Source organism: Clostridium pascui (assembly GCF_016908015.1).
Lineage (GTDB): Bacteria > Bacillota > Clostridia > Clostridiales > Clostridiaceae > Clostridium_AK > Clostridium_AK pascui.
In genome coordinates this window covers 358,211-383,091 of sequence record NZ_JAFBDB010000004.1, presented here as the reverse complement: position 1 = coordinate 383,091, position 24,881 = coordinate 358,211, and the positions used below count along the sequence as shown (strand labels likewise).

General features: G+C 30.2%; 23 protein-coding genes, 1 pseudogene, 1 riboswitch and 1 other annotated feature. Of the genes and pseudogenes, 18 read left to right on the top strand and 6 right to left on the bottom strand.

Annotation, left to right across the window (positions count from 1 at the left end; translation table 11 throughout):
- Nucleotides 1-7: 7 nt before the first annotated feature.
- From JOC70_RS12440 to argH, 4 genes are all read left to right on the top strand, one after another.
- Complete coding sequence (locus JOC70_RS12440; protein ID WP_204599197.1) at nt 8-655, top strand: amino acid ABC transporter permease; 648 nt, start codon at nt 8-10, stop codon at nt 653-655.
- Nucleotides 656-670: 15 nt separating this feature from the next.
- Entirely contained in the window at nt 671-1,402 is a 732-nt protein-coding gene (locus JOC70_RS12435; RefSeq protein ID WP_279381257.1) for an amino acid ABC transporter ATP-binding protein, read from the top strand.
- 112 nt (nt 1,403-1,514) lie between these two features.
- Nucleotides 1,515-2,717, top strand: coding sequence for an argininosuccinate synthase (locus JOC70_RS12430; protein ID WP_204599196.1), 1,203 nt, complete (start codon nt 1,515-1,517; stop codon nt 2,715-2,717).
- Nucleotides 2,718-2,880: 163 nt separating this feature from the next.
- On the top strand, nt 2,881-4,200 hold the full coding sequence (gene argH / locus JOC70_RS12425; protein WP_204599195.1) for an argininosuccinate lyase: 1,320 nt from the start codon (nt 2,881-2,883) through the stop codon (nt 4,198-4,200).
- Between the two features lie 144 nt (nt 4,201-4,344).
- On the opposite strand, the gene JOC70_RS12420 is transcribed toward argH, so the two are convergent.
- Nucleotides 4,345-5,013, bottom strand: coding sequence for a ferritin-like domain-containing protein (locus tag JOC70_RS12420; RefSeq protein WP_243429130.1), 669 nt, complete (start codon nt 5,011-5,013; stop codon nt 4,345-4,347).
- A 138-nt stretch (nt 5,014-5,151) separates the two neighbouring features.
- Nucleotides 5,152-6,375, bottom strand: coding sequence for an MFS transporter (locus tag JOC70_RS12415; RefSeq protein WP_204599193.1), 1,224 nt, complete (start codon nt 6,373-6,375; stop codon nt 5,152-5,154).
- Between the two features lie 172 nt (nt 6,376-6,547).
- Nucleotides 6,548-6,722, top strand: a riboswitch (Lysine riboswitch).
- 151 nt (nt 6,723-6,873) lie between these two features.
- Between JOC70_RS12415 and JOC70_RS12410 the strand changes: the two genes are divergently transcribed.
- A complete protein-coding gene (locus tag JOC70_RS12410) occupies nt 6,874-8,631 on the top strand; it encodes a Na+/H+ antiporter NhaC family protein (RefSeq protein WP_204599192.1) in 1,758 nt (585 codons plus the stop codon).
- A gap of 45 nt (nt 8,632-8,676) precedes the next feature.
- On the opposite strand, the gene JOC70_RS12405 is transcribed toward JOC70_RS12410, so the two are convergent.
- A complete protein-coding gene (locus JOC70_RS12405; RefSeq protein WP_035309650.1) occupies nt 8,677-8,883 on the bottom strand; it encodes a DUF378 domain-containing protein in 207 nt (68 codons plus the stop codon).
- Between the two features lie 205 nt (nt 8,884-9,088).
- On the opposite strand from JOC70_RS12405, the gene JOC70_RS12400 reads away from it, so the two are divergent.
- Complete coding sequence (locus JOC70_RS12400) at nt 9,089-9,439, top strand: hypothetical protein (RefSeq protein ID WP_204599191.1); 351 nt, start codon at nt 9,089-9,091, stop codon at nt 9,437-9,439.
- Between the two features lie 79 nt (nt 9,440-9,518).
- Here JOC70_RS12400 and JOC70_RS12395 read toward each other — a convergent pair whose 3' ends face one another.
- Both JOC70_RS12395 and JOC70_RS12390 read right to left on the bottom strand, forming a co-directional pair.
- On the bottom strand, nt 9,519-9,788 hold the full coding sequence (locus JOC70_RS12395; protein ID WP_204599190.1) for a late competence development ComFB family protein: 270 nt from the start codon (nt 9,786-9,788) through the stop codon (nt 9,519-9,521).
- An 89-nt stretch (nt 9,789-9,877) separates the two neighbouring features.
- Nucleotides 9,878-10,267, bottom strand: coding sequence for a YkvA family protein (locus tag JOC70_RS12390; RefSeq protein ID WP_204599189.1), 390 nt, complete (start codon nt 10,265-10,267; stop codon nt 9,878-9,880).
- Between the two features lie 303 nt (nt 10,268-10,570).
- Between JOC70_RS12390 and thrC the strand changes: the two genes are divergently transcribed.
- The 3 genes from thrC to JOC70_RS12375 all read left to right on the top strand — a co-directional run bounded on the left by thrC (nt 10,571) and on the right by JOC70_RS12375 (nt 13,947).
- Nucleotides 10,571-11,779, top strand: coding sequence for a threonine synthase (gene thrC / locus JOC70_RS12385; protein WP_204599188.1), 1,209 nt, complete (start codon nt 10,571-10,573; stop codon nt 11,777-11,779).
- 232 nt (nt 11,780-12,011) lie between these two features.
- Nucleotides 12,012-12,662 (top strand): hypothetical protein, encoded by a 651-nt coding sequence (locus JOC70_RS12380; protein ID WP_204599187.1) that lies wholly within the window; start codon nt 12,012-12,014, stop codon nt 12,660-12,662.
- A 118-nt stretch (nt 12,663-12,780) separates the two neighbouring features.
- Entirely contained in the window at nt 12,781-13,947 is a 1,167-nt protein-coding gene (locus JOC70_RS12375; protein ID WP_204599186.1) for an MBL fold metallo-hydrolase, read from the top strand.
- Between the two features lie 105 nt (nt 13,948-14,052).
- On the opposite strand, the gene JOC70_RS12370 is transcribed toward JOC70_RS12375, so the two are convergent.
- Nucleotides 14,053-14,448 carry a DUF2500 domain-containing protein gene (locus JOC70_RS12370; RefSeq protein ID WP_204599185.1) on the bottom strand — a complete coding sequence of 132 codons (396 nt, stop codon included), beginning with the start codon at nt 14,446-14,448 and terminating at the stop codon, nt 14,053-14,055.
- Between the two features lie 246 nt (nt 14,449-14,694).
- Between JOC70_RS12370 and JOC70_RS12365 the strand changes: the two genes are divergently transcribed.
- The 9 genes and pseudogenes from JOC70_RS12365 (at nt 14,695) to aspS (ending at nt 24,697) form a co-directional block, all read left to right on the top strand.
- Nucleotides 14,695-15,633 carry a dipeptidase gene (locus tag JOC70_RS12365; protein WP_204599184.1) on the top strand — a complete coding sequence of 313 codons (939 nt, stop codon included), beginning with the start codon at nt 14,695-14,697 and terminating at the stop codon, nt 15,631-15,633.
- Nucleotides 15,634-15,645: 12 nt separating this feature from the next.
- Nucleotides 15,646-16,458 (top strand): sugar phosphate isomerase/epimerase family protein, encoded by an 813-nt coding sequence (locus JOC70_RS12360; RefSeq protein ID WP_243429123.1) that lies wholly within the window; start codon nt 15,646-15,648, stop codon nt 16,456-16,458.
- A 198-nt stretch (nt 16,459-16,656) separates the two neighbouring features.
- Entirely contained in the window at nt 16,657-16,890 is a 234-nt protein-coding gene (locus JOC70_RS12355; protein ID WP_204599183.1) for a hypothetical protein, read from the top strand.
- Between the two features lie 187 nt (nt 16,891-17,077).
- Nucleotides 17,078-18,001 carry a DMT family transporter gene (locus JOC70_RS12350; protein WP_204599182.1) on the top strand — a complete coding sequence of 308 codons (924 nt, stop codon included), beginning with the start codon at nt 17,078-17,080 and terminating at the stop codon, nt 17,999-18,001.
- Nucleotides 18,002-18,030: 29 nt separating this feature from the next.
- Nucleotides 18,031-20,514: an MBL fold metallo-hydrolase gene (locus JOC70_RS12345; RefSeq protein ID WP_204599181.1), complete on the top strand. Its 2,484-nt coding sequence runs from the start codon at nt 18,031-18,033 to the stop codon at nt 20,512-20,514.
- Nucleotides 20,515-21,247: 733 nt separating this feature from the next.
- Nucleotides 21,248-21,736 carry an RNA polymerase sigma factor gene (locus tag JOC70_RS12340; protein ID WP_204599180.1) on the top strand — a complete coding sequence of 163 codons (489 nt, stop codon included), beginning with the start codon at nt 21,248-21,250 and terminating at the stop codon, nt 21,734-21,736.
- Nucleotides 21,723-22,493, top strand: a complete 771-nt coding sequence (locus JOC70_RS12335; RefSeq protein WP_204599179.1) for a hypothetical protein — start codon at nt 21,723-21,725, stop codon at nt 22,491-22,493. Before JOC70_RS12340 ends, JOC70_RS12335 begins: the two co-directional genes overlap by 14 nt.
- An 86-nt stretch (nt 22,494-22,579) precedes the next feature.
- Nucleotides 22,580-22,777, top strand: a pseudogene (locus JOC70_RS12330) (DUF2812 domain-containing protein); the annotation flags it as partial.
- Nucleotides 22,778-23,011: 234 nt separating this feature from the next.
- Nucleotides 23,012-23,233: a binding site (T-box leader), on the top strand.
- Between the two features lie 177 nt (nt 23,234-23,410).
- Nucleotides 23,411-24,697 (top strand): aspartate--tRNA(Asn) ligase, encoded by a 1,287-nt coding sequence (aspS, locus tag JOC70_RS12325; RefSeq protein ID WP_204599178.1) that lies wholly within the window; start codon nt 23,411-23,413, stop codon nt 24,695-24,697.
- Nucleotides 24,698-24,881 lie beyond the last annotated feature (184 nt).

The following is a 24,881-nucleotide window of genomic DNA, read 5'->3' as shown; positions in this document are numbered from 1 at the left end:
TAAAACATTGGAAATTAATTTATTAAAGGAGATATTTCCCGTACTTGTTAAAGCTACAGGTATAACTATAGAATTGACAGTTATATCAGTAGTATTGGGTACACTAATAGGTATAATTGTAGCATTATTGAAACTAACTAAAAATCCATTTATAAATGTCATAGCTTCATTTTATACATGGATTATAAGAGGAACTCCAATGCTATTACAATTGTTCTTCTTTTACTATGGATTACCATTTGTAGGAATTGAGCTAGAGCCGATGAGTGCAGCGATAATTGGATTAAGCTTGAACTCAGGTGCATATATGGCAGAAATAATAAGAGGTGGTATAATTTCAGTAGATAAAGGGCAATTTGAAGCATGTAAGGCATTAGGATTTACTTATGCCCAAACCATGATAAGAGTAATTTTACCTCAGACTATAAGAGTATTATTACCACCAGTAGGAAATGAATTTATAACAATGCTTAAGGATACTTCTTTGGTCTCAACTATAGCAATGGTTGAACTTATGAGATCTGCACAACAGATTTATTCTTCAAACTTTAGACCAATGGAGCCATTCTTTATTGCAGCATGTATATATTTAGGATTAACTACTGTATTTACAGGAATATTCTCAGTTTGGGAAAAGAAATTATCAAGATATTAATAGGAGGGCTCTTATATGTACATGATTGAAGCTAAAAATGTCACAAAAAGATTTGGTGATTTAACTGTATTTGAAAATTTGAGTGTAAATGTATCAAAGGGAGAAGTGCTTGTTATAATAGGACCTTCAGGTTCAGGGAAAAGTACCTTCTTAAGATGCTTAAATCACTTAGAAACAATAAATGAAGGTAAGATAATAATTGAAGATGAAGAGTTAAAGGAAAATGATAAGGCTCTTATAAGAAAAATAACTACAAAAATGGGAATGGTTTTTCAGAACTTTAATCTTTTCCCACATATGACAGCTATTCAAAATGTAATGGAAGCACCTATTACAGTGAAAAAGGAAGACAAAAAGGTTGTAGAAGAAAGAGCCAAGAAACTTTTAACAAAGGTTGGGCTTGCAGATAAGATGGATTATTATCCATCAAAATTATCCGGTGGACAAAAGCAAAGGGTTGCTATAGCAAGAGCACTTGCTATGGAACCAGATATAATGCTATTTGATGAACCTACATCAGCACTTGACCCAGAACTTGTTGGAGAAGTTTTAAATGTTATGAAGGAACTTGCGTCAGAAGGTATGACTATGGTAGTTGTAACGCATGAAATGGGATTTGCAAAGGATGTAGCGGATAGGGTAATATTTATGGATGGTGGAAAAATCGTAGAGGAAGGAACACCAGGAGAAATGTTTACAAATCCGGCAGAAGATAGAACTCGTGAATTTTTAAAGAAAGTAATATAATTGGGGCAAAGTAACAATTTTATAGTTAATAGCAAATGTTTTTAATTTATAGTTATTAATTCTGTTAAGTTTCGAATTTTAAATATTAATAAATAAATTGGGGGGCTTTTAAATGAATAAGGAAAAAGTTGTTTTAGCATATTCAGGAGGATTAGATACTTCAATAATAATTCCATGGCTTCAAGAAAATTATGACCTAGAAGTTATAGCAGTATGTATAAACGTAGGTCAAGATGATAATATGGAAGACGTTGAAGCTAAGGCTTTAAGAACAGGAGCAATAAAGGCTTATATTGAAGATGCAAAGGAAGAATTTGTTTCAGACTATGTGTTTAAAGCATTAAAAGCAGGGGCTGTATATGAAGATGATTATTTACTTGGAACTTCATTTGCAAGACCTTTAATGGCAAAAAAATTAGTAGAAATTGCTCATAAAGAAGGAGCTAAATATATATGTCATGGATGTACTGGTAAAGGTAATGACCAGGTTAGATTTGAAGTTGCAATTGCATCCTTCGATCCATCTATAGAAATTATAGCACCTTGGAGAATATGGGATATAGCATCTAGAGAAGATGCTATAGATTATGCTACAGCTCATAATGTAGAAGTACCTGTAACTAAGGCAAAAATATATTCTGTAGATAAAAATATATGGCATACAAGTCATGAAGGTGGAGATTTAGAAGATCCAGCAAATGAACATAAGTCAGAAATGTATGATATGATTACTTCAGCTGAAAAGGCAAAAGATGAACCTACTTATGTTGAAATATCTTTTGAAAAAGGTATCCCTGTAAAAGTAAATGGAGAAACTGTATCTCCTGTAGAGATTGTAACTATGTTAAACAAGATTGGTGGAGAAAACGGAGTAGGAGTAGTAGATATTTTAGAAAATAGACTTGTAGGAATGAAATCAAGAGGTATATACGAAACTCCTGCTGGAACTATACTTTACAAGGCACATAAGGAACTTGAAAGACTTACTTTAGATAAAGAAACATATCACTATAAGCAATTAGTTTCTCAAAAGTATGCAGAACTTGTTTATAATGGATTATGGTTTACTACATTAAAAAAATCTTTAGATGCTTTTGTAGATACTACTCAGGAACATGTTACAGGAAATGTAAAATTAAAACTTTACAAAGGTAATGTGACAAATGCTGGAGTAACTTCTCCTTATGCATTATATGATATGAATATATCTTCCTTCGGGGCTAGTGATTTATATAGCCACAAAGATGCAGGTGGATTTATAAGATTATTTGGATTACCATATAGAATAAAAGCACTTAAGAACGGTAATAAATAATCAGTATTGATAATAGTCGTTAGTTGCTAATCTCTAGGTGATGGTAAATGCTTTTAGCGACTAGAGAATGAAATGTATTAGTATGTATAAAAATTAGGAAGTTTGCATTGCAAGCTTCCTTTATTCTATAAAAATTACTTTAAAAGATGAAGGGAGTAAAAATATGAAGCTTTGGGGCGGAAGATTTGAAACAGAAGAAAGTAAACTTATGGAGGACTTTAATAGCTCACTGAGTTTTGATAAAAGATTATATAAAGAGGATATAACAGGAAGTATAGCACATGTAAAAATGCTTGCTAAGTGTGATATATTGACAGAAGAAGAAAGAGATAAAATTATAGAGGGGCTTTCTTCAATACTTACAGATATTGAAGAAAGTAAGCTTATAATAGAAGGTGACTATGAAGACATACATAGCTTTGTAGAAATGAATTTAACAAAGCGCATAGGAGAATTTGGAAAGAAGCTTCATACAGCAAGAAGTAGAAATGACCAGGTAGCAGTGGATTTAAGACTTTATAGCATAAAAAAGAGTAAGGAAGTAATAAAGTATATAGAATCTCTTCAACAAACTATTTTAAGAGTGGGTAAGGAAAATGAAGTTATAATGCCTGGATATACTCATCTTCAAAGAGCACAAGTAGTAACGTTTAAATATCACATAATGACATATTACCAAATGCTTTCAAGAGATAAGAAAAGAATAGAAAATGCAATAGAAATAATGAACGAAAGCCCACTTGGGTGCTGTGCATTAGCAGGAACGACCTATAGCACAGATAGAGAATTTACCGCAAAAGAATTAGGCTTTAATAAGCCAGTCGATAACTTTATGGATGGGGTAAGTGACAGAGATTTTGTAATAGAACTTACTAGTGCTTTTTCTATAATAATGATGCACTTAAGTAGATTAAGTGAAGAACTTATACTTTGGAGCAGTAAGGAATTTAACTTTATACAAATCAGTGATGAATTCTCCACAGGAAGTTCTATCATGCCTCAAAAGAAAAATCCTGATGCTGCAGAACTTATAAGGGGTAAAACTGGAAGAGTATACGGAAGCTTAGTTAGAATTTTAACTACAATGAAAGGAATTCCTCTTGCTTATAATAAAGATATGCAAGAAGACAAAGAAGGATTTTTTGATGCATTAGATACTGTACTTGCGTGCATAAAAGTAATGGATGGAATGCTTGGAAGTTTAAAAGTTAAGAAAGAAAATACCATAAAGGCTGTTAAAGCTGGATTCTTAAATGCTACAGAAGCAGCAGATTACTTGGTAGGTAAGGGAATGGCATTTAGGGATGCTCATAAAGTAATAGGTGAAATAGTTCTTTATTGTGAGAAAGAAAATAGAGCCATAGAAGAACTAACTCTTGATGAACTTAAAGGCTTCAGTGAATTATTTGTAGAAGATGTTTATAATTTTATAGATTATGAAAATACATTAAACAGAGGAACTAAGCAAGAAATAATAAAATAATCAAGATAGTATTTATAATACTAACTTATATAACTAGAAAGTTACTGCTTAAAAATTAAAGATCGCCAATCACTAATCTCCAATTGCTATATTAATTAATATTACTTAGCAATTAGCGACTAGTGATTAGCGATTTTTTAGATTTTAGCCTTTTGCATCTTTTAAATCTACAGGTTGAACTTCTGTAGTTTCAGGGGATACTCCCATATCTATAGGAGCCATAATTTTTCCTGCTTTACCCATGGTATCATTTTGAGCTTCTTGCGTAGGAGCTTCAGTGACAGGAGCAGTTTCTATAGGAGTAGTTTTAGTTTGAGTCTTTGTTTGTGTTTCTGCAGCAGGATACACAGCTGTAGGCTTGCAAACACATTCTTTATTTAATGTAAAAATATAATTGTATTTTATGGCATGTTTTATTTCATCAGTAATTATTTCAAATAACATATCTCTAAAGGTCCCAAGTGGAAGGCATTTTTTAATATCTCTATATCTTTCTACGGCACTTAATTCTCCAAATAAAGCAACTCTAATCCCATCTATATAGGATGCAGGTCTTTGAAAGGTTTCGTCTTCAGAAGCTGTTATATCCTTATTAGTAAAGTATTTATAAATTGACCTAAACATTTTATTGTGTTTAATTTCATCATTTCGTATACTAGTAATTATCATTTTTTCCTCATCTGTAGGGGCTGTACTTATAAGATAGTTATAAAATAATTCGTCATTCTTTTCTCCTTGTACAGATTCCTTTATAATTTCTAGACATCTTTGAAGTGCAGGATTATCTAATGAAAGTTTTTTCTTAGAATCCATATCGTACAAAATGGTTTCCTCCTAAATAAATTAACTACAATATTATTTTATGCATTAGTTAGAAAACTGTACCAAACTATGGAAATAAGAAAGAAAATTTTAAAAGCCTATGAATAAATCACAAGCTCTTAAAATTAATTATATTATTTTTATTTTCAAAGATAAGAATAAATTAATAAGTGAAATAAGAGCTGCAACGATGAAAACATATTTATAACCCATAGTTGCCCACAACAATCCTCCTAGAAAGGGGATGGTCATAGCTATAACGTGATCAAAACTTGTGCCGGCAGATAAAGTAGGGGTTACATCATCAGGATTAACAGCTATCTTCTTTATATAAGTTGATCTGGCCATTTCTACAACACTTAGAGAGTTATCAATTACATAGCAGGATGCAATAATAACAACTGCAATTCCTGTTGGAGCTATATCAGCAGCAAAAGAATAGCCAAGGCATATTACTATAAGAACTACTGCCTCTAAGGAGAGAACAAAGCGTTCACCTTTTATATCAATTGCATTTCCTACAATTGTTCTAGTAAGAATACTAACCACTGAAATTATTAATCCGAGTATTGCGAATGTAGGTGGATCAAGGTGGTATACCTGAATAAGCACCCAAGGAGCAAAGGTTAAAAAGATCTGTTTTCTTGCCCCATTCACAAAGCTAAGGATATAGTATAAAGTATATTTTTTTCTAAATACAAATTTCACCTTTTTGACTTCAGGCTTTTTAGAAGTCATAAGTCCTAAAAATATAGCTGCAAAAATATAAAAAAAAGCGGCAATTATAAATGCAATTTTATAAGTAAGTCCAATATATTTAAAGCCAAACCATACTACTGTATATCCTATAATTGTAGCAAATAAATTATATGCACTATATCTACCAAGTCTGGTGCCATAACTTTCTTTTTCAGAAAGACTCATTCCAATACCTGCAGATAAAGGTAGAAAAATATGAGTTCCTAAACTTAATATCATCATCCATATAAGCATTGTTCCGAAAGTAGGGGAAAGTGTACCTAAGCCTAACATTCCTAATGACGCAAATACCATACCTACTATAGACATCCTTATATCTCCAAGAAAGGATAGTAATCCTAGAACTACTACAATTAGTGCTCCAGGAAGTTCTCGTGGAAATTCTACTATACCTCTAGCCGAAGCTGATAAATTATATGAATCGCTTAAAAAGTTATTAAATACTGTAGAATTTATACCACTAGCAATTCCAGTCAATATACCAACGATAAGAAATAATGAAAAATCCCTATCAGTTTTAAAGTTTATAAATATGTTATTAAATCTATATTGTAGTTTTTTGTTAAAATTTTTAACTTCAACTTTTGAATCCATAAAATAATTCCTCCCCCATTTTTTGGTGATACTATTAAGTATATAATATATGGAAATACAAATCAATTTCTAAAAGAGTAGTATATAAGGATATATTTACTAAGCTGAAATGCTCAATTAGTATTGCATTATAATAAGGTGAATGCTATAATTTAATAAAAGTGAATATATGACGGACGATAGAGGTGCGATGTTTAAGAGTATCTGTGTGGATATAAGCAATGGGAAACATAGTGAAAGGAAATATTGCCGAAGCGTATAGCTAAAGCTTTAAGGCTATATAGCTGGTTTTATTCATAATATGAGTAAAACTGTCACAAAGTAATTTGTGGAGAGCTATCATTCAAAGAGCATGCACTTTTAGTATTTAAGTGTATCGATGTCCTTGAGTGAAAAGTTTCAAGGGCTTTTTTGTTATGATGGACTCTCCTCCTAGAGTATTCACCTATTAATTAAATCTTAGATTTAATTAATAAAAAAATGAGGAGGAGAAAGATTATGAAAAAGAAAACTTTAATTTCAACACTTACCATTTTATTTCTATTCGTATTGACTACTACAGTATTTGCAGCTGAACCAGATCCAGCACAAATTAATGCGGATAAATTTGGAATACTTACAATATTACCACCACTAGTTGCAATTATACTTGCCTTTGTTACTAAAAACGTAGTACTTTCCTTAACACTTGGAGTTCTTTCGGGAACATTCTTAATAAAGCTTTCAGGACATAGTATAGGATATGCAATATTTTATGGGTTCCTAGATCTTATAAATAAAGTTAGGGATTCCTTAGCGGATCCGTGGAATGCAGGGATAATTTTACAATGTATGTCTATAGGTGGACTTATAGCAATAGTTTCGAAAATGGGTGGAGCAAAAGCAGTAGCAGAATCTCTTGCAAAAAAAGCGAAGACTCCAGTAAGTGCGCAAATTATAACTTGGCTTTTAGGTATATTTGTATTTTTTGATGACTATGCAAATTCACTTATAGTTGGACCTATAATGAGACCAGTTACAGATAAAATGAAAATTTCAAGAGAGAAGCTTTCCTTTGTAGTAGATGCTACAGCAGCACCAATTGCAGGTATTGCTTTAATATCCACATGGATAGGATATGAAGTAAGTTTAATAAAGGATGGATATTCTCAAATAGGACAAAGTGTAAATGCCTATGGAGTATTTTTAGAAACAATTCCATACAGATTTTATAATATACTAATATTAGTATTTATAGTAGTAACAGCAGTTACTTTAAGAGAATTTGGACCAATGCTTAAAGCAGAAAGAAGAGCAAGATATGAAGGCAAATTGTTATCAGATACAGCAAAACCTATGGTATCTTCAGAAGCTACAGGACTTGAGCCAAGAGAAGGAATCAAATTAAGTATTTGGAATGCCATAATTCCTATAGGTGTACTTTTAATAGGAGCCTTTGGAGGGTTTTACTTAGATGGATACAATTCAATAATGGGTGGAGAAGATGAGGCTGTAAAAGCTATAGTAGCTTCAGCACCATCATCTTTTGCAGCTATAAGGGAAACCTTTAGTGCATCTGATGCCAGCATTGTTTTATTCCAAGCAGGATTGCTTGCAAGTATTGTTGCTATGGCGATAGGTATATCAAAGAAGATATTTACATTAGGCGAAGCTATTGATACGTGGGTAGAAGGAATGAAATCATTAGTTATAACAGGGGTAATACTTCTACTTGCATGGTCTTTAAGTGGAGTTATAAAAGAACTTGGAACAGCTAGATTCTTAGTTGCTATATTATCAGACACATTACCAAAGTTCTTACTTCCAACTATAATATTTATAATGGGAGCTATAATATCTTTTGCAACTGGAACTTCTTATGGAACTATGGGAATACTTATGCCACTTACAATACCATTAGCAAATGGAATTGCACCAGGGGATGCTCAATATATCATATTAAGTACCAGTGCAGTTTTAACAGGAGCTATATTTGGAGATCATTGTTCACCAATATCTGATACAACAATATTATCGTCTATGGGTTCAGCTTGTGATCATCTTGATCATGTTAGAACACAAATGTGGTATTCTTTATCAGTTGGTGTAATAACAATACTATTTGGATATATTCCAGCGGGATTTGGTCTTCCAATAGTTGTAGTACTTCCATTAGCCTTAGTAGCAACTATACTTTTAGTCTATATACTTGGAAAACCAATTGAAAGTGAAGAAGTAGAAAAAGCGTTCAATAAAAGAACAATACAAGAAATATAATAAATTTAAAAGTGCATTTTCAAATTTTGAAAATGCACTTTTGCCTTATCTAGGTTCTCTTTCATTATTTCTACCAAAGAAAGATATTGCATATAAACCTGCTATACCAACAAGAGAGTAAATTACTCTGCTAAATGTAGTCATGCTTCCAAATAATGCTGAAACTAGATTGAAGTCAAAGAAACCTATTAATCCCCAATTTATAGCTCCTATTACTACTAATATAAGTGCAATAACATCTAATCCCCTCATAATTACATCTCCTTTATATTTGATTTTATTACATCTATATCTTTTCCAAATTCACTAACTTTATACTAAGGATTTTATTATTAATATTTAAAATAAAGCAATATATAATTTAGTGTAAGAACTTTTTAAAATTAATATTGATATATTTGAAAAAATATACAATAATATATATAATAGTTCATTTAATATGAGAGGGGGTCATCAGATGTCAGGTAATTTTGGATATATATTAAGACTTGTACTTTTTTCCTTTGTAGTAATCATAATATATAATGTTTTAAAAATTTATGTACTACAAAAATTCAAACCAAATAAATGGTTAATATTTGGCTTAGCCATAGCAACGTTAACAGGTCCATCTATCATAAGACCTGGTTTCAATACTACTATATGGGGATTAATTCCTTCAGGTATATTTGTAATATTATTTTTATGGTTTTTTGATTTATTTAATGAAGAAAGATATACAAGTAAAGGTCAAAAGAATAATATAAAGATAAAGCCTAAAGCAAAACCTAATAGAATGAAGGATAAGGAAAATAAGGATAACAAGTAGATAAAAATAGAGAAAAAATGCAGTAGATAGCATTCTTTCTCTATTTTCTTATTGATGGATACTTAACTTTTAGTAGTTGCTAATTTTGAAAATGTCTTGGGTTTTTAGATACAATTTCAATTGCACTCATAAGTTCTTTTATTACATCAGTAGTAAATTGAGTTCTTAAATCATTTACCTTTGCATATACAAATCCTGTTTCAGTAGCTACATATAAAGGCTTTAGGTTATTTAAAGCTATAGCTTTTATATCCTCAACACATCGTGGACATGTACATATATCAGAATACTTGTCAAGAACATGAGGTAACAATTCATCAATTACAATCTCTATATAATTTTTAAGCATAATTAAATCCCCCCTTTAATATGCTTACATTGCATTATTTCATTATTAATAATATTCATAAGCGATTTCTATAAGTACTAATATCCGATTTATTTAGAAATAAGTCTTACTATAGCCCAAACTATAAGTACCCAAATGAAAATTATTACTATAGCACCAACAATTTTTTTGCTTTTAGCTTCTTTTTCTGGAATCAAGTTTTCAGTAAGTATCTTCTCTATATTTATCACTTCATCAGGTATTAGTTTATAAGCAAGCCATATTCCTAAGGGCAACAGTATTAAGTCATCAAAGTAACCAAGAATAGGTATAAAGTCTGGTACTAAATCTATGGGACTTAGGGCATATATAACAACTAATAATATTGCTAGTTTAGCATACCAAGGTGTACTTTCATTTTTATAGCATTTATATAAAACGGTAATTTCCCTTTTAATATTTCTTGTTACATATTTAGGATGCCATTTATTCCAGTTCATTTAAAACCTCCAACATTATTAAGAACAATAATATTATAAATCATAAGCAGGTAATTATCCACGAATAATTTGTAAGAGTATAAAAATTGATAGTTTCAAAGAAGGATTTAAGAAATGCACATAGAATACTATTTTAAGTAGCAGGAGAAATCAGAATATATAAACTTTTTTCTGCTTAACATTAATATTATAGATTAAAACCTATGAAAAAGAAAATTATAAATTGCAAAATTCAGCTCCAGCATTAGGACCATACTCCAAGGGATTTAGTATATATGATTGTTTATTAAGGGAGGAATAAAAATGAGAGATATAAAAATGTACTGCACTAAATGTGGTAAGGAATATCCTATACAAAATGTTCATCCAAGATGTGGAGAGTGTAATGAACCATTAGAAGTTCAACTTGTTAAAGAAGGAAAAATTAAAGAAGGAAATCCACTAAGACAAACTATGCTTGAAAGATACAGCGACTTTTTCCCATTTGGTGAAGTAAATAATGATTTATCATTACATGAAGGATTTACTCCATTAGTACCTTCTCCTAAGATAGCAAAAAAGGTAGGGGTCAAAAAGGTTTATTTTAAAACTGAAAGCCAAAATCCTACTTGGTCCTTTAAAGATAGAGGAACTTTAGCAGGAATACAGCATGCATATAGTTTAGGATATAAAAAGGTAGGGGCAGTTTCTACAGGCAATATGGCCGTATCTGTTGCAGCTTACGGACAAAGGGCAGGGTTTGAAACATTTATACTTGTAGATAAAAATATCCCAGAAGAAAAATTAAATCCTGTGGCTATATATGGAGCTAATCTAATTAAGGTGGATGGAGACTATGGTAATTTATATTACGAAAGCTTAGAAATAGGTAAAAAGTATGGAATATACTTTATAAACTCTGATGTTACATATAGAGTTGAAGGATCTAAGACTATAGCTTTTGAAATATGCGAACAGCTAAATTTTGAGGTTCCGGACTATGTTATAGTTCCAACTAGTGCTGGGGGAAATATAAGAGGAATACTTAAGGGATTTGAAGAATTTAAAGCATGCGGATTAATTGATAAAATACCTAAGATGATATGTGCTCAGGCTTCTGGATGCTCTCCAATATTTAATGCTTTTAGGGATGACAAGGAAAATATCGAGAGAGTAATAGAACATGAAACTATAGCTCATGGCATAGAAAACCCATTCCCACCAAGTGGAAATGAAGTTTTAAGAAAGATAAGAGAAAATGGGGGCATATGTGTTGCTGTAACTGATGAGGAAATAGTTACAGCACAAAAAGAAATGGCTGAGGAAGGAATTTTTGGACAGCCTGAGTCTGCAGTACCACTAGCTTCTATTAAAAAATTAGTAGCTGAAGGATGTTTAAAGGATACAGATACCGTTACTTGCATAGTTACTGGCAGTGGCCTTAAATATACTGCAGCTTTTAAAAGACATGATCTCAAGGCTTATGATTGTAAAATAGAAAATTTAAGTGACTTTATAGGAAAGTTTGAATAAACGTTTTATTTTCTATTATCCTAACTTGTAATTTAAGAATTTCTAAAATTTATAAGTGCTAAATACTAAGAATTTACAGAAGCTAATGTATCATTTAGGCAGTTTGTAAGTTCCAAAGTCTTTAGCACTTATTATATTTAGGAAGATTCAGGGATTTTTTATACTACAAGTATGACATTAGGTAATTTTATACGTATAACAAGTATAGAGCGAATTTAAAGGAGGAGAATTTATGAAATTTAAAAGAGGATTTACGGGGATTTTGTCTATTGCCATACTAGCAGCGTCTACATCTACAGCCTTTGCAGCTAGTAGGGATAACTTAAAACTAATTAACTATATTAAATTAATTGGGAAGGTTGCTCCAATAAGTAGTGAAGCAAAAGAAGAAAAACTATATAATTTTAAATCTTTTACTGGAACAGTTAAAACAATAACAGATTTTCAAGGAGCTAAAAAGGATTTAAAATATGTTCTGGTAGAAGATGCAGAAGGAAGAGAAGCAAACATTATATTATCTAAAGATACGCATATTATAAATAATGAAAACATTGGTATAGGATCTGTTATAACTGGATTCTATGATGCAGATAAACCTATGATAATGATATATCCACCTCAATACAACGCTGAAGTTGTTGCTATCTTTGATAAGAATCAAAATATTAAAGTTGATAGCTTTGATAAGAATTTAATTAGCTCCGACAAATCTTTGAAGTTAAATATTTCTAATGATACAAAGATTATTACACAAGACGGAAAGCCTTTTAAAGGAAAGCTTACAAACAAAAAGCTTGTAGTAATTTATAGCATATCTACAAAAAGTATTCCTGCACAAGCAAATCCAATTCAAATAATTGTATTATCTAAAAAGTCAGCTTAATGCTGGCTTTTTAATTTTACTTATATTATTATAAAATTAGTTGTAATAAATTTACATAGTAGGGTATTCTACATATAATTGAAAGTATAACTTCATCGTAAGAGGAGGCAGGATAAAGTTGAAAGAAGCTCATACTAATAGCAGCTCTAATAAAGTTAAAAGCTGCTGCAAGAACAAGCTATTGAAAGTAGTACAAATAACTGCTATAGTTATCATTCTTATAATGATTGGAGGATATATATTTATGAAACAGACTCAGTTTGGTAATAATCCTACAGGAGATCGATTATCAAGAGTGAAAAATTCACCTAATTATAAAAATGGAAAGTTTCAGTATGCTGTAGAAACTTCTGATTTAGGAGAAGACACTAGCATGTATGAAATGTTTAATGAATTTTTCTTTAATAAAAATAAAAGAATTAGACCTTCTTCAGATATTCCATCAGTAAAGAGCGATTTGAAAAAGTTAAAATCAGATGAAAATATTATAGTTTGGCTAGGACATTCATCTTTCTTCTTACAAGTTGATGGAAAGAAAGTTTTAATTGACCCTGTCTTAAGTCAATATGCATCTCCTGTAAAGTTTTTTAATAAAAGTTATAAGGGTAGTAGTGTATATACTGCAGATGACATACCTAATATAGATTATCTTTTTATTTCTCACGATCATTATGATCATTTGGACTATGAGACTGTTACAAAGCTGAAGCCTAAAATTAAAAAGATTATTACAGCACTTGGGGTAGGATCTCATTTTGAACATTGGGGCTATGATAATAATATTATAGTAGAAGAAGATTGGGGTGAGACTATAGTTTTAGATGAAATGTTTGAGGTAACTTTAACTCCATCAAGGCATCGTTCTGGTAGAGGAGTGAAGTCAAATCAAACTTTATGGGGATCTTTTGTGTTTAAAACGCCAAATATGAAAATTTTCTACAGTGGAGATACAGGTTATGGTCCGCATTTTAAGGACATAGGAAATACTCATGGGCCTTTTGACCTTGCTATTATGGAATGCGGACAGTATAGTAAGTATTGGAAAAATTCACATATGATGCCTAAGGAGGTAATTCAGGCTTCGCTAGATTTAAAAGCAAAAAAACTAATGCCTGGACACTGGGCAAAGTTTGCTCTTTCCATGCATGATTGGGATGAACCTATAATTAAAGTTATAGAAGAAAGCAAGAAAAAAAACATGCCATTATTGTATCCGTTGATTGGACAAAAACTAGACTTAAAAGAGGCTGTTACAATGGAAGCATGGTGGGAAAAAATAAAGTAGATAGAAAGAGATAAATAAAAATACAAAACGGTGCTATAGGATAATCAGAGGATTTCATGACAATTAAGTATTTGAGGGAGATAGAAATTTTGTAAAGTGAAATTTCTATCTTTCTCTTTCAAATCCTTTATATCTAGTACCTTGAAAGGTAAGCTTGCCAGTATCCCCTTCAATTAGCATTCCAAATTCATCTGAATTAATTCTGAACTCTATTCTATCTCCACTTTCTACTTCAAAAGTAATATAATAAGTAGTTGAGTGACTTGTATGATGTATATTATCATTGTTATTGTGAACATGACTGGATACACTTGTTCTTTTAGCTACGACCTTTGACCAAACGGTAAGCACAGGTTGTGAATTATTATATCTTGTTGTTTTGATTGACCCAACTATAGTAAATATAAAACCACCAATAACTAAGCAAAAAACAATAATCATAAAAATGGGAGCAAAATAAGCAAATAAAAAACTGTCAAAAGTATTGTTAAACGGACTCATATAAATCCCTCCTTTATTTTCAATATATTCTACATACCTAATATAATTCCTATGTAAAATTAAAAATATAGAGAGAATAGCGTAGATTATACTTTGTGAAAAATTATGTATTCTTTTAACTATTATGCTCATAGAAAGTTTAGGAAAATACAAAAGCTTTATATGGGTTATAAAAAAATTATAATTTTATGTATATATTTTAATACTATAAATTATATAATAAGATAAAGTAAGGAGGCGACAATAATGAATTTTATAGATATGCATTGTGATACTATATATAAACTTATGGATGATTCAAAGTTTGGATTATACAAGAATAAGTTTTCTATTGATATACAAAAGATGAAGAAGACAAATTATAAGGCGCAATTCTTTGCATTGTTTATAGATGCAGGGGAAACTCCAAATAGATTAAATAGAGCAATGGATATGGCTAATAGATTTCACATGGAAATAGAGAAAAATAGGGAATGTATCTCTTTGGCTAGAAACTATAAAGAACTTAAATATAATGAAGAGCGCGATAAACTTTCAGCATTCTTAACCATAGAAGAAGGGGGAGCATTAGAAGGTAACATTGATAATTTAAAAAGATTTTATGATTTAGGAGTAAGATTGATAACACTTACATGGAATTTTAAAAATGAAATAGGGTATCCTGCTTATGATAGGATAAATAGTCATAAAGGATTGACTCCATTTGGTATAGAAGTTATAGAGCAAATGAATAACCTCGGAATTATAATAGATGTATCTCACCTTTCAGATGGAGGATTTTATGATGTGCACAAATATTCAAAGAGTCCATTTGTAGCGTCCCATTCTAATGCTAGGGCAGTACAAAATCATCAAAGAAATTTAACTGATGAAATGATAAAAGTTTTATCAAACAAAGGTGGAGTTACAGGAATAAACTTTTGTACAGAATTTCTTACTGAAGACAGTGTAAGTAAGATAGAAGACATGATTAAACATATAAAGCATATTAAAAATATTGGAGGAATAGATGTCATAGCATTAGGAACGGATTTTGATGGTATACATTCTAAAGTTGAAATAGAAGATGCATCTCAAATGGATAAGCTTATTTATGCTCTTGAAAAGGAAAAGTTTTCTCTGAATGAAATAGAAAAGATATGCTATAAAAACATAGAAAGAGTTATAAAAGATACACTAAAGTAAAGGATGATTAGAATGAAAGAATTGAAAGTGGGCATTTTTTCATGGTTTGGATATATAATGCCTTTTGAAGAAAGGATAAAAATTGTAAAGGAATCAGGATTTGATGCTGTATCAATTTGGTGGGAAGATGAGCTTCAGGATACGCAGAATAGTATAATTCTTAAAAAGGATAATATTCCTGAAATTGTTTCGAAGTACGGACTTATTTTAGAAAATATTCATGCCCCTTTCACAAACACTAGTGATTTTTGGGAAGGTGATTTAACTACAAGAAAAGCTCTTGTAAATCAGCATATAGGATGGATTAAAGATTGCAGCAAATTTAATATTCCTATAATAGTTATGCATGTATCGGAGTTTTTTAAAGTAGAAGAGCCAAACTACTTAGGAATAGAGTGTTTTTTAGAAATAGTAAGGGTAGCAGAGGATTTAGGTGTAAAGGTTGCTATAGAAAATACTGATTACAATATATTTGTGGACTATATACTTTCTAATATAGACTCTCCTAATTTAGGATTTTGTTTTGATACCTCTCATAATGTGATTTCAAAAGGAGAAAAAGTAAACTTACTTGAAAAGCATGGACATAGATTATTTGCAACGCATATATCTGATAATGATGGATTAAAGGATAGGCACTGGATACCTTATAACGGGAACATAGACTGGGCTACATTAAAAAAAGATTTTCCTTTAGACACATATAAGGGGATTTTAGGTATGGAGCTTTATACAAGAGAAGATGAGAAGAAAATAACCCCCAAGGAATTTGCAGAAAAAGCTTATCTTAATATTAATAAATTGAAAAGGTACCTACAATTATAGAAAAAATGTCACATTTTCCTTTTTGAATGTCGGAATATAATTTTTATTGACAAACGAACATGTGTTCTTTATAATAAATAATGTTAATACAGGAATAATATATAAGCTTCACTCATATATTTGTTATATAGAAAAATACCTTAAAGAAATAAGAGGTGTTGATTTATAACAAAAGCAAGAATAAATGGGGGTATACGTATGAATAATAAATTGTTTGTCAAGATATATTATAATGTTAATGGTAAAGGAATTTCCGAAGGAGATACTGCGAAGTATTTGATTGGGGGAGGATTTTATAATAAGGAAGGCGGACATTTTACATTTAAGGCCAGAAGTTTAGATGAGGCAAAGCTTATAGCAAATAATCTTTCTTATAAAAATAAGCTTAATAATTTGAATTTGTTCTTATTACCAGATTCAATTGTAATCTAATATATAAGTAAAATATGAAAATCTATATATAAAAAAGATATCCTTATAATAAATATAAATTATAAAAAAGTCAGCTAGTATTTAGCTGATTTTTTTGATTTATAAAGACTATTATAATTATAATATTATATAAGATACGTAAAAATTATTATATAATAGTAATAGCGTTAAAATAGGGGGAGTTTTCATGGATGAGATAGTGGAAATTTTAAATGTAAAGGTTAAAGTTTCTTCTAAAGAAAAATTAGCATATACATTGGTTGTTTTAACTTCATTACTCTGGGGGTCATCGGCAACGGTTGGGAAAATTGTGTTAAAAAACTTAAGTAACTTTCAAATACTATTTTATATTTCATTTATAGCTTTTATTAGCCTTTTTATTATTTCATGGAAAAGGGGAAGTGTAAAAGAGGTTAAAAGTTATACTAAAAGAGATTATTTTAATTTTGCCTATATGGGTTTTATAGGAGTGTTTCTATACGATATATTTTTTTATGGAGCGCTTATGTATGCCCCAGCACAAGAAGTTTTTATAGTGAATTACACATGGCCTGTATGGGTGGGAATATTCTCGTGTATTTTAATTAAGGAAAAATTTAATATTAAAAAGGCAGTTGCTATAGGTATGGGATTTATAGGAATATATCTTGTAGTAAGTAAAGGAAAGATGAATATAGCTGTAGAAATGGAAAATATGAAGGGATATGTAATGGCTTTAATGGGAGCTGTATGTTATGGAGTATTTTCGGTACTTGGTAAAAAACATAATTATGATAAATTTTTATCTATGATGTTTTACTATGCATTTACTTTTGTATACATAGCCATTTATTTATGTATATTTTATTATATACCAGCAATAAATTTTAAGGAGTTTTTAGGATTAATATGGCTTGGAGCTTTTTCAGGAGGAATTGCATCGGTATTGTGGTTCTTGGCCTTAAAGTATGGAGATACGTTTAAAATGTCAAATATGATTTTTCTGACTCCTTTTATATCACTAATATATACTCATTTTATATTAGGCGATAGAATATATGTATCTTCTTTTATAGGATTATTATTTATAATAATTGGGATATTAATTGAAAAGCTAGTGAATACGGCATAATTATTATTTAATATTATCGGAGGTTTGCTATGGAGCTTAGTTTTTTAGGTGGAGCTTATGAAGTCGGGGCAAGTTCTATCCTAATCAATATAAACGGTAAAAATATTTTGCTTGATTCAGGAATAAGGCAGGGAGCAGCAAAAGATCCACTACCTGATTTTAGAACTATTCAAGAAAAGGGGGGAGTAGATGCTATAATGATAAGCCATGCCCACATGGATCATACAGGCTCCCTTCCTATCATAAGTAAGGAATATCCAAATGCTAAAATTTATATGAATAACATGACCAAAGATTTAGTAAGGGTGTTGCTTTATGACAGTTTAAAGATTATGAATAATCGTGAAGCAGAAATTCCTTTATATGCTGAAATAGATGTACAAAATATGCTGGATAGAGTGTTTACTATAAATTATCAAGTAGAATTTCCTATATTTGATAACATAACTATTACATTTTATAATGCAGGGCACATTGCAGGGGCTTCTTTGGTATACATTAAGTCAAAGGAAGGGGCATTATTTTACTCAGGGGACTTTTCATTATTTTCTCAAAGAACTGTTGAAGGAGCAAAGGTTCCAAAACTTAGACCGGATGCAGCTATATTTGAAGCAACCTATGGTGATAAGCTTCATTCAAACAGGGAACTGGAAGAGGAAAGGCTTATAAATATAGTTAATCAGTGCGTTGTAAATAAAGGTAAAATGCTTATACCAGCCTTTGCATTAGGAAGGGCTCAAGAAATAATACTCATACTTAAAAAGGCAATAAATAAGGGACAATTAAAAAAGGTAAATATATATGTGGATGGAATGATAAGAAATATAAATAGTGCATATAAATTTAATCCATTATATCTTAAAAATTCTTTAGGAAAAAAGATATTAAGGGGCATAGAGCCTTTTTATGATGATTACATAAAACCCATTGAAAAGCCGGATGAAAGGGAAGAGATATTTAAAAAGGATGAACCAATTGTTATAATTTCAAGTTCAGGAATGTTAACGGGAGGGCCCAGCTTAGCCTATGCAGAAAAAATAGCTTCCATGGAAAATGGATACATAGTGATTACAGGATATCAAGATGAAGAAAGTCCAGGTAGAAAACTTTTAAACCTTTTAGAAGCTGTGCCCAATGAAAGAGTTCTTGAAATAAACAGTAGAAGCATACCTATAAAATGTTCTATAGAAAGAGTGGGACTTTCAGCTCATGGGGATAAAAGTGAGATAAAGGCACTTATAAATATGTTAGCACCTAAAAATGTGTTCTTAGTTCATGGTAATGGTGAAATTATAGAAAATTTGGGACGTGAACTTATACCAGAAATAAGGGTAAATGTATTTATTCCGAAGCTTGGAGATAGTTATAACATAAATATAAATAACCCAAGAAAGCAGTGGAAAAAAGAATTTCAACAGGCTTTAAAAATGGAAGTGGAATTATGTGGAGAAAACATAAAAGACCTGTGGAAATTTATAAGAGAAAATTATGGAGAAAAGTTATTTACTGTAGAAGAGCTTATGTATTTATGGAGTGGAAGTAACAAGCATACTGTAAGTTCTTTAGAAAAGCTTCAAGATACTATTTTAAAATCCTCATACTTTGAAACGGATAACAAAAGATTATTTTTATTTAAGGGGAAATCTGAAGAAGATGTATTAGAAACTTTAGCTCCAAAGGAATTAAAACCTAATGAGCTTTCAGAGTTAGTGGAAAAACATTTTAAGGAATATAACTATAAAAAGTCAGGCTTTATATATGCAGAAAAAAAGGTCATATTAAACTTTGATTTTCCAAGGGCTGTATCAAGTGAAATAAATAAGACTATAGAAATCTTTGAAGAGGAAACAAGCTGGAAGGTAGAAATAAATAATGCCTTAAACACAAACAAAGCAGAACAAGTGATAAGAGAAATTTTAAAAGATGCAGATATAAAAAAGATATCCTTTAGAGGAAATGCTGCTGCGGTAACTTTAAATTCTAGTTATAATATCACAAATGAAGAAGAGAAATTTAAAGAAATCACAGGATGCAATTTAGAAATTTTAACAAAGGGCACTGAAAATATAAATGAAGCTTTAAAGGGGAATATACAAGAAAGCAGCGGTAGCTTTAAAATGGAGCAAAATCAATCACTAAGCTATATAGATGAGGCCTTTAGAGAAGAAGAATTTAAACCCTATAAAAAGGGAATTAAAAATAATCACTTAGGACAATATATTGAACTTTCTTTTATAACTCCTATTATAGGTATTAAGTATAAAAATAAGATAGAAGAGATTGCTCATAAAACGGGATGGAATATATTCATATCAAATTCATCAAATATGAATGAAATAATAAACATAGTTTGTTTATACTGCAGAGAAGAGGGGATAGCTTTAAAGAAAAAACCTTCCTTTAACCAAGTAGAACTTACAGTAACTTTAAAAGTAGAAAATGGAAGTGAAGAAGCTTTACAAAGGGTAAAAGAAAAGAGTGAAAGAAAAACAGGATGCAAAGTTATAGTTTAGAGATTTTGTAATGGAAAATTTATAATTAAGAAGTGCCTTCTATAAACTAAAAAGAAAAGTACAACTAAGATTAAGGAAAGTCAAAATGGCTTTCCTTAAAAATTTGTTCTATAAAAACTTGTTGCAAAATTATATCCGCACAAAACACCAAAAATTAAATAAGACGGAATACTTGAGTTTAAATTTATTAATATCTTAGATAATTTAGGAAAAATGTTTAAAAAATAAATATTTAAGCTAAAAGATAATAGTAGCAGAGGTATTACAATAAATATTAATTTATTTACATTAACTTTCCAGGTACCATTTTTCTTAAATTGCTTAAACAAATATTCTATAGACATGAATACACCTAATATTATGGCTATAAATATTGGGAGAATTGAATATAAAATATTAATTTCAAAATTCATATTAATATAGTTTTTGGATAAAGTATTAGACCAATTAATAAACAAAACTAAAATATATATCAATACAATATATAGGATATATAACATATATTTTTTAAATTTCATAACGATCTCCTTTTGAAGTATATTACAAATATAGCATATGTTTTAATTGTTATAAAATAAATATTGAATTATTATGGGAATAAAGTTAGTTTCACATATTATAAAAAGTTTAAATTTAAATGAAAATTAAATGAACCATTTGGTAAATGTATGCATCTAATTAGTGTAAGGCAAAAAAGTAGCGCTACAGTTTGCAAAGAAAGGTAGGAAATCAATTGAATAGAGATGCATTTGTAGATAAAGTTCTTGAGGCTGAATCTACTTTATATCGGGTATCTAAATCAATTTTGATGCATGATGAAGATTGTGAGGATGCAGTTCAGGGGGCAATTTTAAAAGCTTATAATAAGTTTGATACATTAAAGAAGGAACAATATTTTAAGACATGGTTGGTTAGAATCCTTATAAATGAATGCTATAGTTTAAAACGTAAAGAATATTCACAGGTATCTTATGAAGAATACTTTGAGTCTATCAAGGCTGATGATAAAAAGGATTATAGCGAACTATATTTGGCTATTCAGAAATTACCAGAGCGTATCCGTATTACAATTGTTCTTTATTATGTAGAAGGATATTCGGTAGAAGAAATTAAGCAAATTTTAAAAATACCTGCAGGAACTGTAAAAAGTAGATTGGCAAAAGGACGAAAACTATTAAAAATAAAGTTAGAGAATATGGAGGCAATGTATGGACAATTATAATTGGAATAATGCCTTTCCGGATACGCCTGAAAGTTTTAAAAATAAGGTAAGTGAAACATTAAACTGCTTACCAGATCAAAAGGAGAATGGTGAAATGGAAAATAAAAAAATATTTAATATGGGATCATTTAAGAAAAAAGTTATAATTACATTAGCAGCTACTATGATAATAGGAACAACTGTATTTGCTGCTGGAAAAGTATTCTTTATAAGTTCACATGGGAGTAACATACCAACTTATACTAACATTCCTACAGTAGAACAAGTAAAGAAGGATTTCGGATTTAATCCTAAATTGATTAAGGAATTTAATAACGGATATGTGTTTGAAAATGGATGCACTGTAAATAATGAAGGGCTTGATGAGAAAGGTAACTCTGTAGGAAAAACAAAAGAACTTGATTTTACTTATAAAAAAGGCAATGATAAATTAAGCCTTTCTATGGATAATCAAATACTGGGTGAAAAATCAAATAAAGAGACTGTTGTAGATACTTATAACGGTATAAATTTATGTTATCATTCATATGCTAACAAGCTTGTACCACCAGATTATAAAATGACAGAACAAGATAAGAAGGATGAATTGTCTGGTAAATATGTATTTAGCTATGGTTCTGATAAAGAAAAAATTTCTCAAGTTCAATATTTAAATTGGATGCAAGATGGAATTTACTATTCTTTTTTAGCAATTGATTCTAATGTATCACAAGATGAGCTAGTTAAAATGGCACATCAGGTTATCGATACCAAATAAAAATGGTAGTATGTATAGATATAAATAAAGCCATAATGACATTAAAAGTCATTATGGCTTTCTCTATTATTAACATTTGACAAATATATAATTCAGAAGCAAATGAGGAATATTTTACTATATTTAAGGAAGCAGGGTGGAAACTTGTTGTTTCTGTAGGAAATCAAATGCATATTTTTTCAGCACAAGCTGGGACTAAACCTATTTATAGTGATTGTGAATCAGAAATAGATAAATATATAGGTGTAAGAAATGTAACAAGAAAGGGAATACTCTGCAGTATTTTTTATAATTTTAGGTGCTTTTTATATTGTTATAAGTTCAAATTACTATAAGAAATATAAAAAGTCTTTGTAAATTATACGCAAATTAAAGAATATAAAGATAGTACAATTCATTAATAAGATAAAGGATATTATTTTTATATAGAAAACTAATAATTGTTTATTTTCATAATTAAGAAAAATATTGTTTACAAATGAATGTAATTGGAATATAATAATATAAATTTATATTTTATAAATTTGAAGAAGGGAAGAGTAGATATTAATTAACAACTATAGCGAGTGGAGGATGGTGAAAGCTCCATGTTAAGATTAGTATTGAAGGACATCCTGGAAGAGTTTACTTGAAAACATGTTGTAGGGTAAATCGGTATCCACCGTTATATGGAATAGAGATAACTTAAATTACTAAGTTAAGTAGGATGGCACCGTGAAGTATTTACTCTCACTCCTTATATAGGAGTGAGAGTTTTTGTTTTTGGTGTATCTTATAATATCCTTATCGGGAATGGATCCGCCCGAAAGGCTTAATTTGTGTTTAGGTTAATAAGGGTGGCATCGCGACGTTTCGCCCCTTGGAATATTTCCAAGGGGTTTTGTTTTTTATTAAGAAATAATAAGGAGGATCAAGTTATGAAAAGAGTGCTTGTAGAACAGTTAAAAAATCATATAGATGAAGAAGTTTTGATTAAAGGATGGGTTGCTAGAATAAGAAAGCTAAAATCAGTTACATTTTTAATAATAAGGGATAGGACTGGTTTGGTGCAATGCATTGCTACTAATGAATTTATGGAAGCTAGGTCTATAAAGCTTGAAACAGTAGTTTCAATTATAGGTAGTGTTGTTGAAGGGAACAACTCATATAATCCGTTTGAAGTACAAATTAAAAGCATGGAGATATTAAGTCAGGTGACAGAGGAACTTCCTATAGAGATAAATAAAAAAGATCTTGAGGTAAATCTTGATGTGATGCTAAATAATAGGGTATTAAGTCTAAGGCATGAGAAGAAGAATGCTATATTTAAGGTTCAAAATATAATAGTAGAGGCATTCAGAGAATTTTTAAAAGGAGAGGGATTTACAGAAATATTTACTCCTAAAATAGTTGCGGAAGGCGCAGAGGGAGGAAGTGAGGTTTTTTTAGTTAAATATTTTGAGGAGAATGCCTACTTGGCTCAAAGTCCTCAATTTTATAAACAAATGATGGTGGGTGCAGGCTTTGAGAGAGTTTTTGAAATAGGGCATGCCTATAGGGCTGAGGAGCACAACACAAACAGACATCTTAATGAATATGTAAGTATGGACCTTGAAATGGGCTTTATAGATGGGTTTGAAGATATTATGGACATTGAAGAAAAATTTATAAAACACATGCTATTAAGTTTAGACGAAAGAGGCGCAAAATATATAGAACTTTTAGGAGCTTCTCTTCCTGTTATAGAGAATAAAATACCAAAGATAAAATTTAATGATGCTATTAATATATTAAATACAATGTATAAGAAAACTCTATCAGGAGATTTAGATCCAGAGGGAGAGAGGCTAATATGTAGTTATGTAAAGGAAAAATATAATTCGGATTTTGTATTTATAACCCACTACCCAAGAGAAAAAAGACCTATGTACACCATGCCAAGTGGCGAAGAAGAAACTAAAAGCTTTGATCTTTTATTTAGGGGTATAGAGATAACCACAGGAGGACAAAGAATTCATGATTATAATATGCTTATAAATAATATGCTTTACAAAGGTCTAAATCCTAACAATTATGAGTACTATTTAAATACTTTCAAGTATGGAATTCCTCCACATGGAGGGCTTGCAATTGGACTAGAAAGGTTAACAGCTATGATACTTGGACTGAGCAATGTAAGAGAAACATCTCTTTTCCCAAGGGATAGAACAAGGCTTCAACCATAAATGATATAGGTTTTCTTTGTAGAAATAGTAGTTATCTACTTGTAGTCAGATCTACTATTTCTATGATGTTTTTAAAAATTCTTAAAATGGATACAGGTGTAACAGTGATTATTAATTAACAATTATTATAGCCAAGCTTTAAAATTAGATGTATAATAATTGTAATATATTATAGTTAAAGAGG

Coding starts and splice junctions, on each gene's coding strand:
- JOC70_RS12435 (WP_279381257.1), top strand. CDS start 671: ATGTACATGATTGAAGCTAAAAATGTCACAAAAAGATTTGGTGATTTA.
- JOC70_RS12430 (WP_204599196.1), top strand. CDS start 1,515: ATGAATAAGGAAAAAGTTGTTTTAGCATATTCAGGAGGATTAGATACT.
- argH (WP_204599195.1), top strand. CDS start 2,881: ATGAAGCTTTGGGGCGGAAGATTTGAAACAGAAGAAAGTAAACTTATG.
- JOC70_RS12420 (WP_243429130.1), bottom strand. CDS start 5,013: ATGGATTCTAAGAAAAAACTTTCATTAGATAATCCTGCACTTCAAAGA.
- JOC70_RS12415 (WP_204599193.1), bottom strand. CDS start 6,375: ATGGATTCAAAAGTTGAAGTTAAAAATTTTAACAAAAAACTACAATAT.
- JOC70_RS12410 (WP_204599192.1), top strand. CDS start 6,874: ATGAAAAAGAAAACTTTAATTTCAACACTTACCATTTTATTTCTATTC.
- JOC70_RS12405 (WP_035309650.1), bottom strand. CDS start 8,883: ATGAGGGGATTAGATGTTATTGCACTTATATTAGTAGTAATAGGAGCT.
- JOC70_RS12400 (WP_204599191.1), top strand. CDS start 9,089: ATGTCAGGTAATTTTGGATATATATTAAGACTTGTACTTTTTTCCTTT.
- JOC70_RS12395 (WP_204599190.1), bottom strand. CDS start 9,788: ATGCTTAAAAATTATATAGAGATTGTAATTGATGAATTGTTACCTCAT.
- JOC70_RS12390 (WP_204599189.1), bottom strand. CDS start 10,267: ATGAACTGGAATAAATGGCATCCTAAATATGTAACAAGAAATATTAAA.
- thrC (WP_204599188.1), top strand. CDS start 10,571: ATGAGAGATATAAAAATGTACTGCACTAAATGTGGTAAGGAATATCCT.
- JOC70_RS12380 (WP_204599187.1), top strand. CDS start 12,012: ATGAAATTTAAAAGAGGATTTACGGGGATTTTGTCTATTGCCATACTA.
- JOC70_RS12370 (WP_204599185.1), bottom strand. CDS start 14,448: ATGAGTCCGTTTAACAATACTTTTGACAGTTTTTTATTTGCTTATTTT.
- JOC70_RS12365 (WP_204599184.1), top strand. CDS start 14,695: ATGAATTTTATAGATATGCATTGTGATACTATATATAAACTTATGGAT.
- JOC70_RS12360 (WP_243429123.1), top strand. CDS start 15,646: ATGAAAGAATTGAAAGTGGGCATTTTTTCATGGTTTGGATATATAATG.
- JOC70_RS12355 (WP_204599183.1), top strand. CDS start 16,657: ATGAATAATAAATTGTTTGTCAAGATATATTATAATGTTAATGGTAAA.
- JOC70_RS12350 (WP_204599182.1), top strand. CDS start 17,078: ATGGATGAGATAGTGGAAATTTTAAATGTAAAGGTTAAAGTTTCTTCT.
- JOC70_RS12345 (WP_204599181.1), top strand. CDS start 18,031: ATGGAGCTTAGTTTTTTAGGTGGAGCTTATGAAGTCGGGGCAAGTTCT.
- JOC70_RS12335 (WP_204599179.1), top strand. CDS start 21,723: ATGGACAATTATAATTGGAATAATGCCTTTCCGGATACGCCTGAAAGT.
- aspS (WP_204599178.1), top strand. CDS start 23,411: ATGAAAAGAGTGCTTGTAGAACAGTTAAAAAATCATATAGATGAAGAA.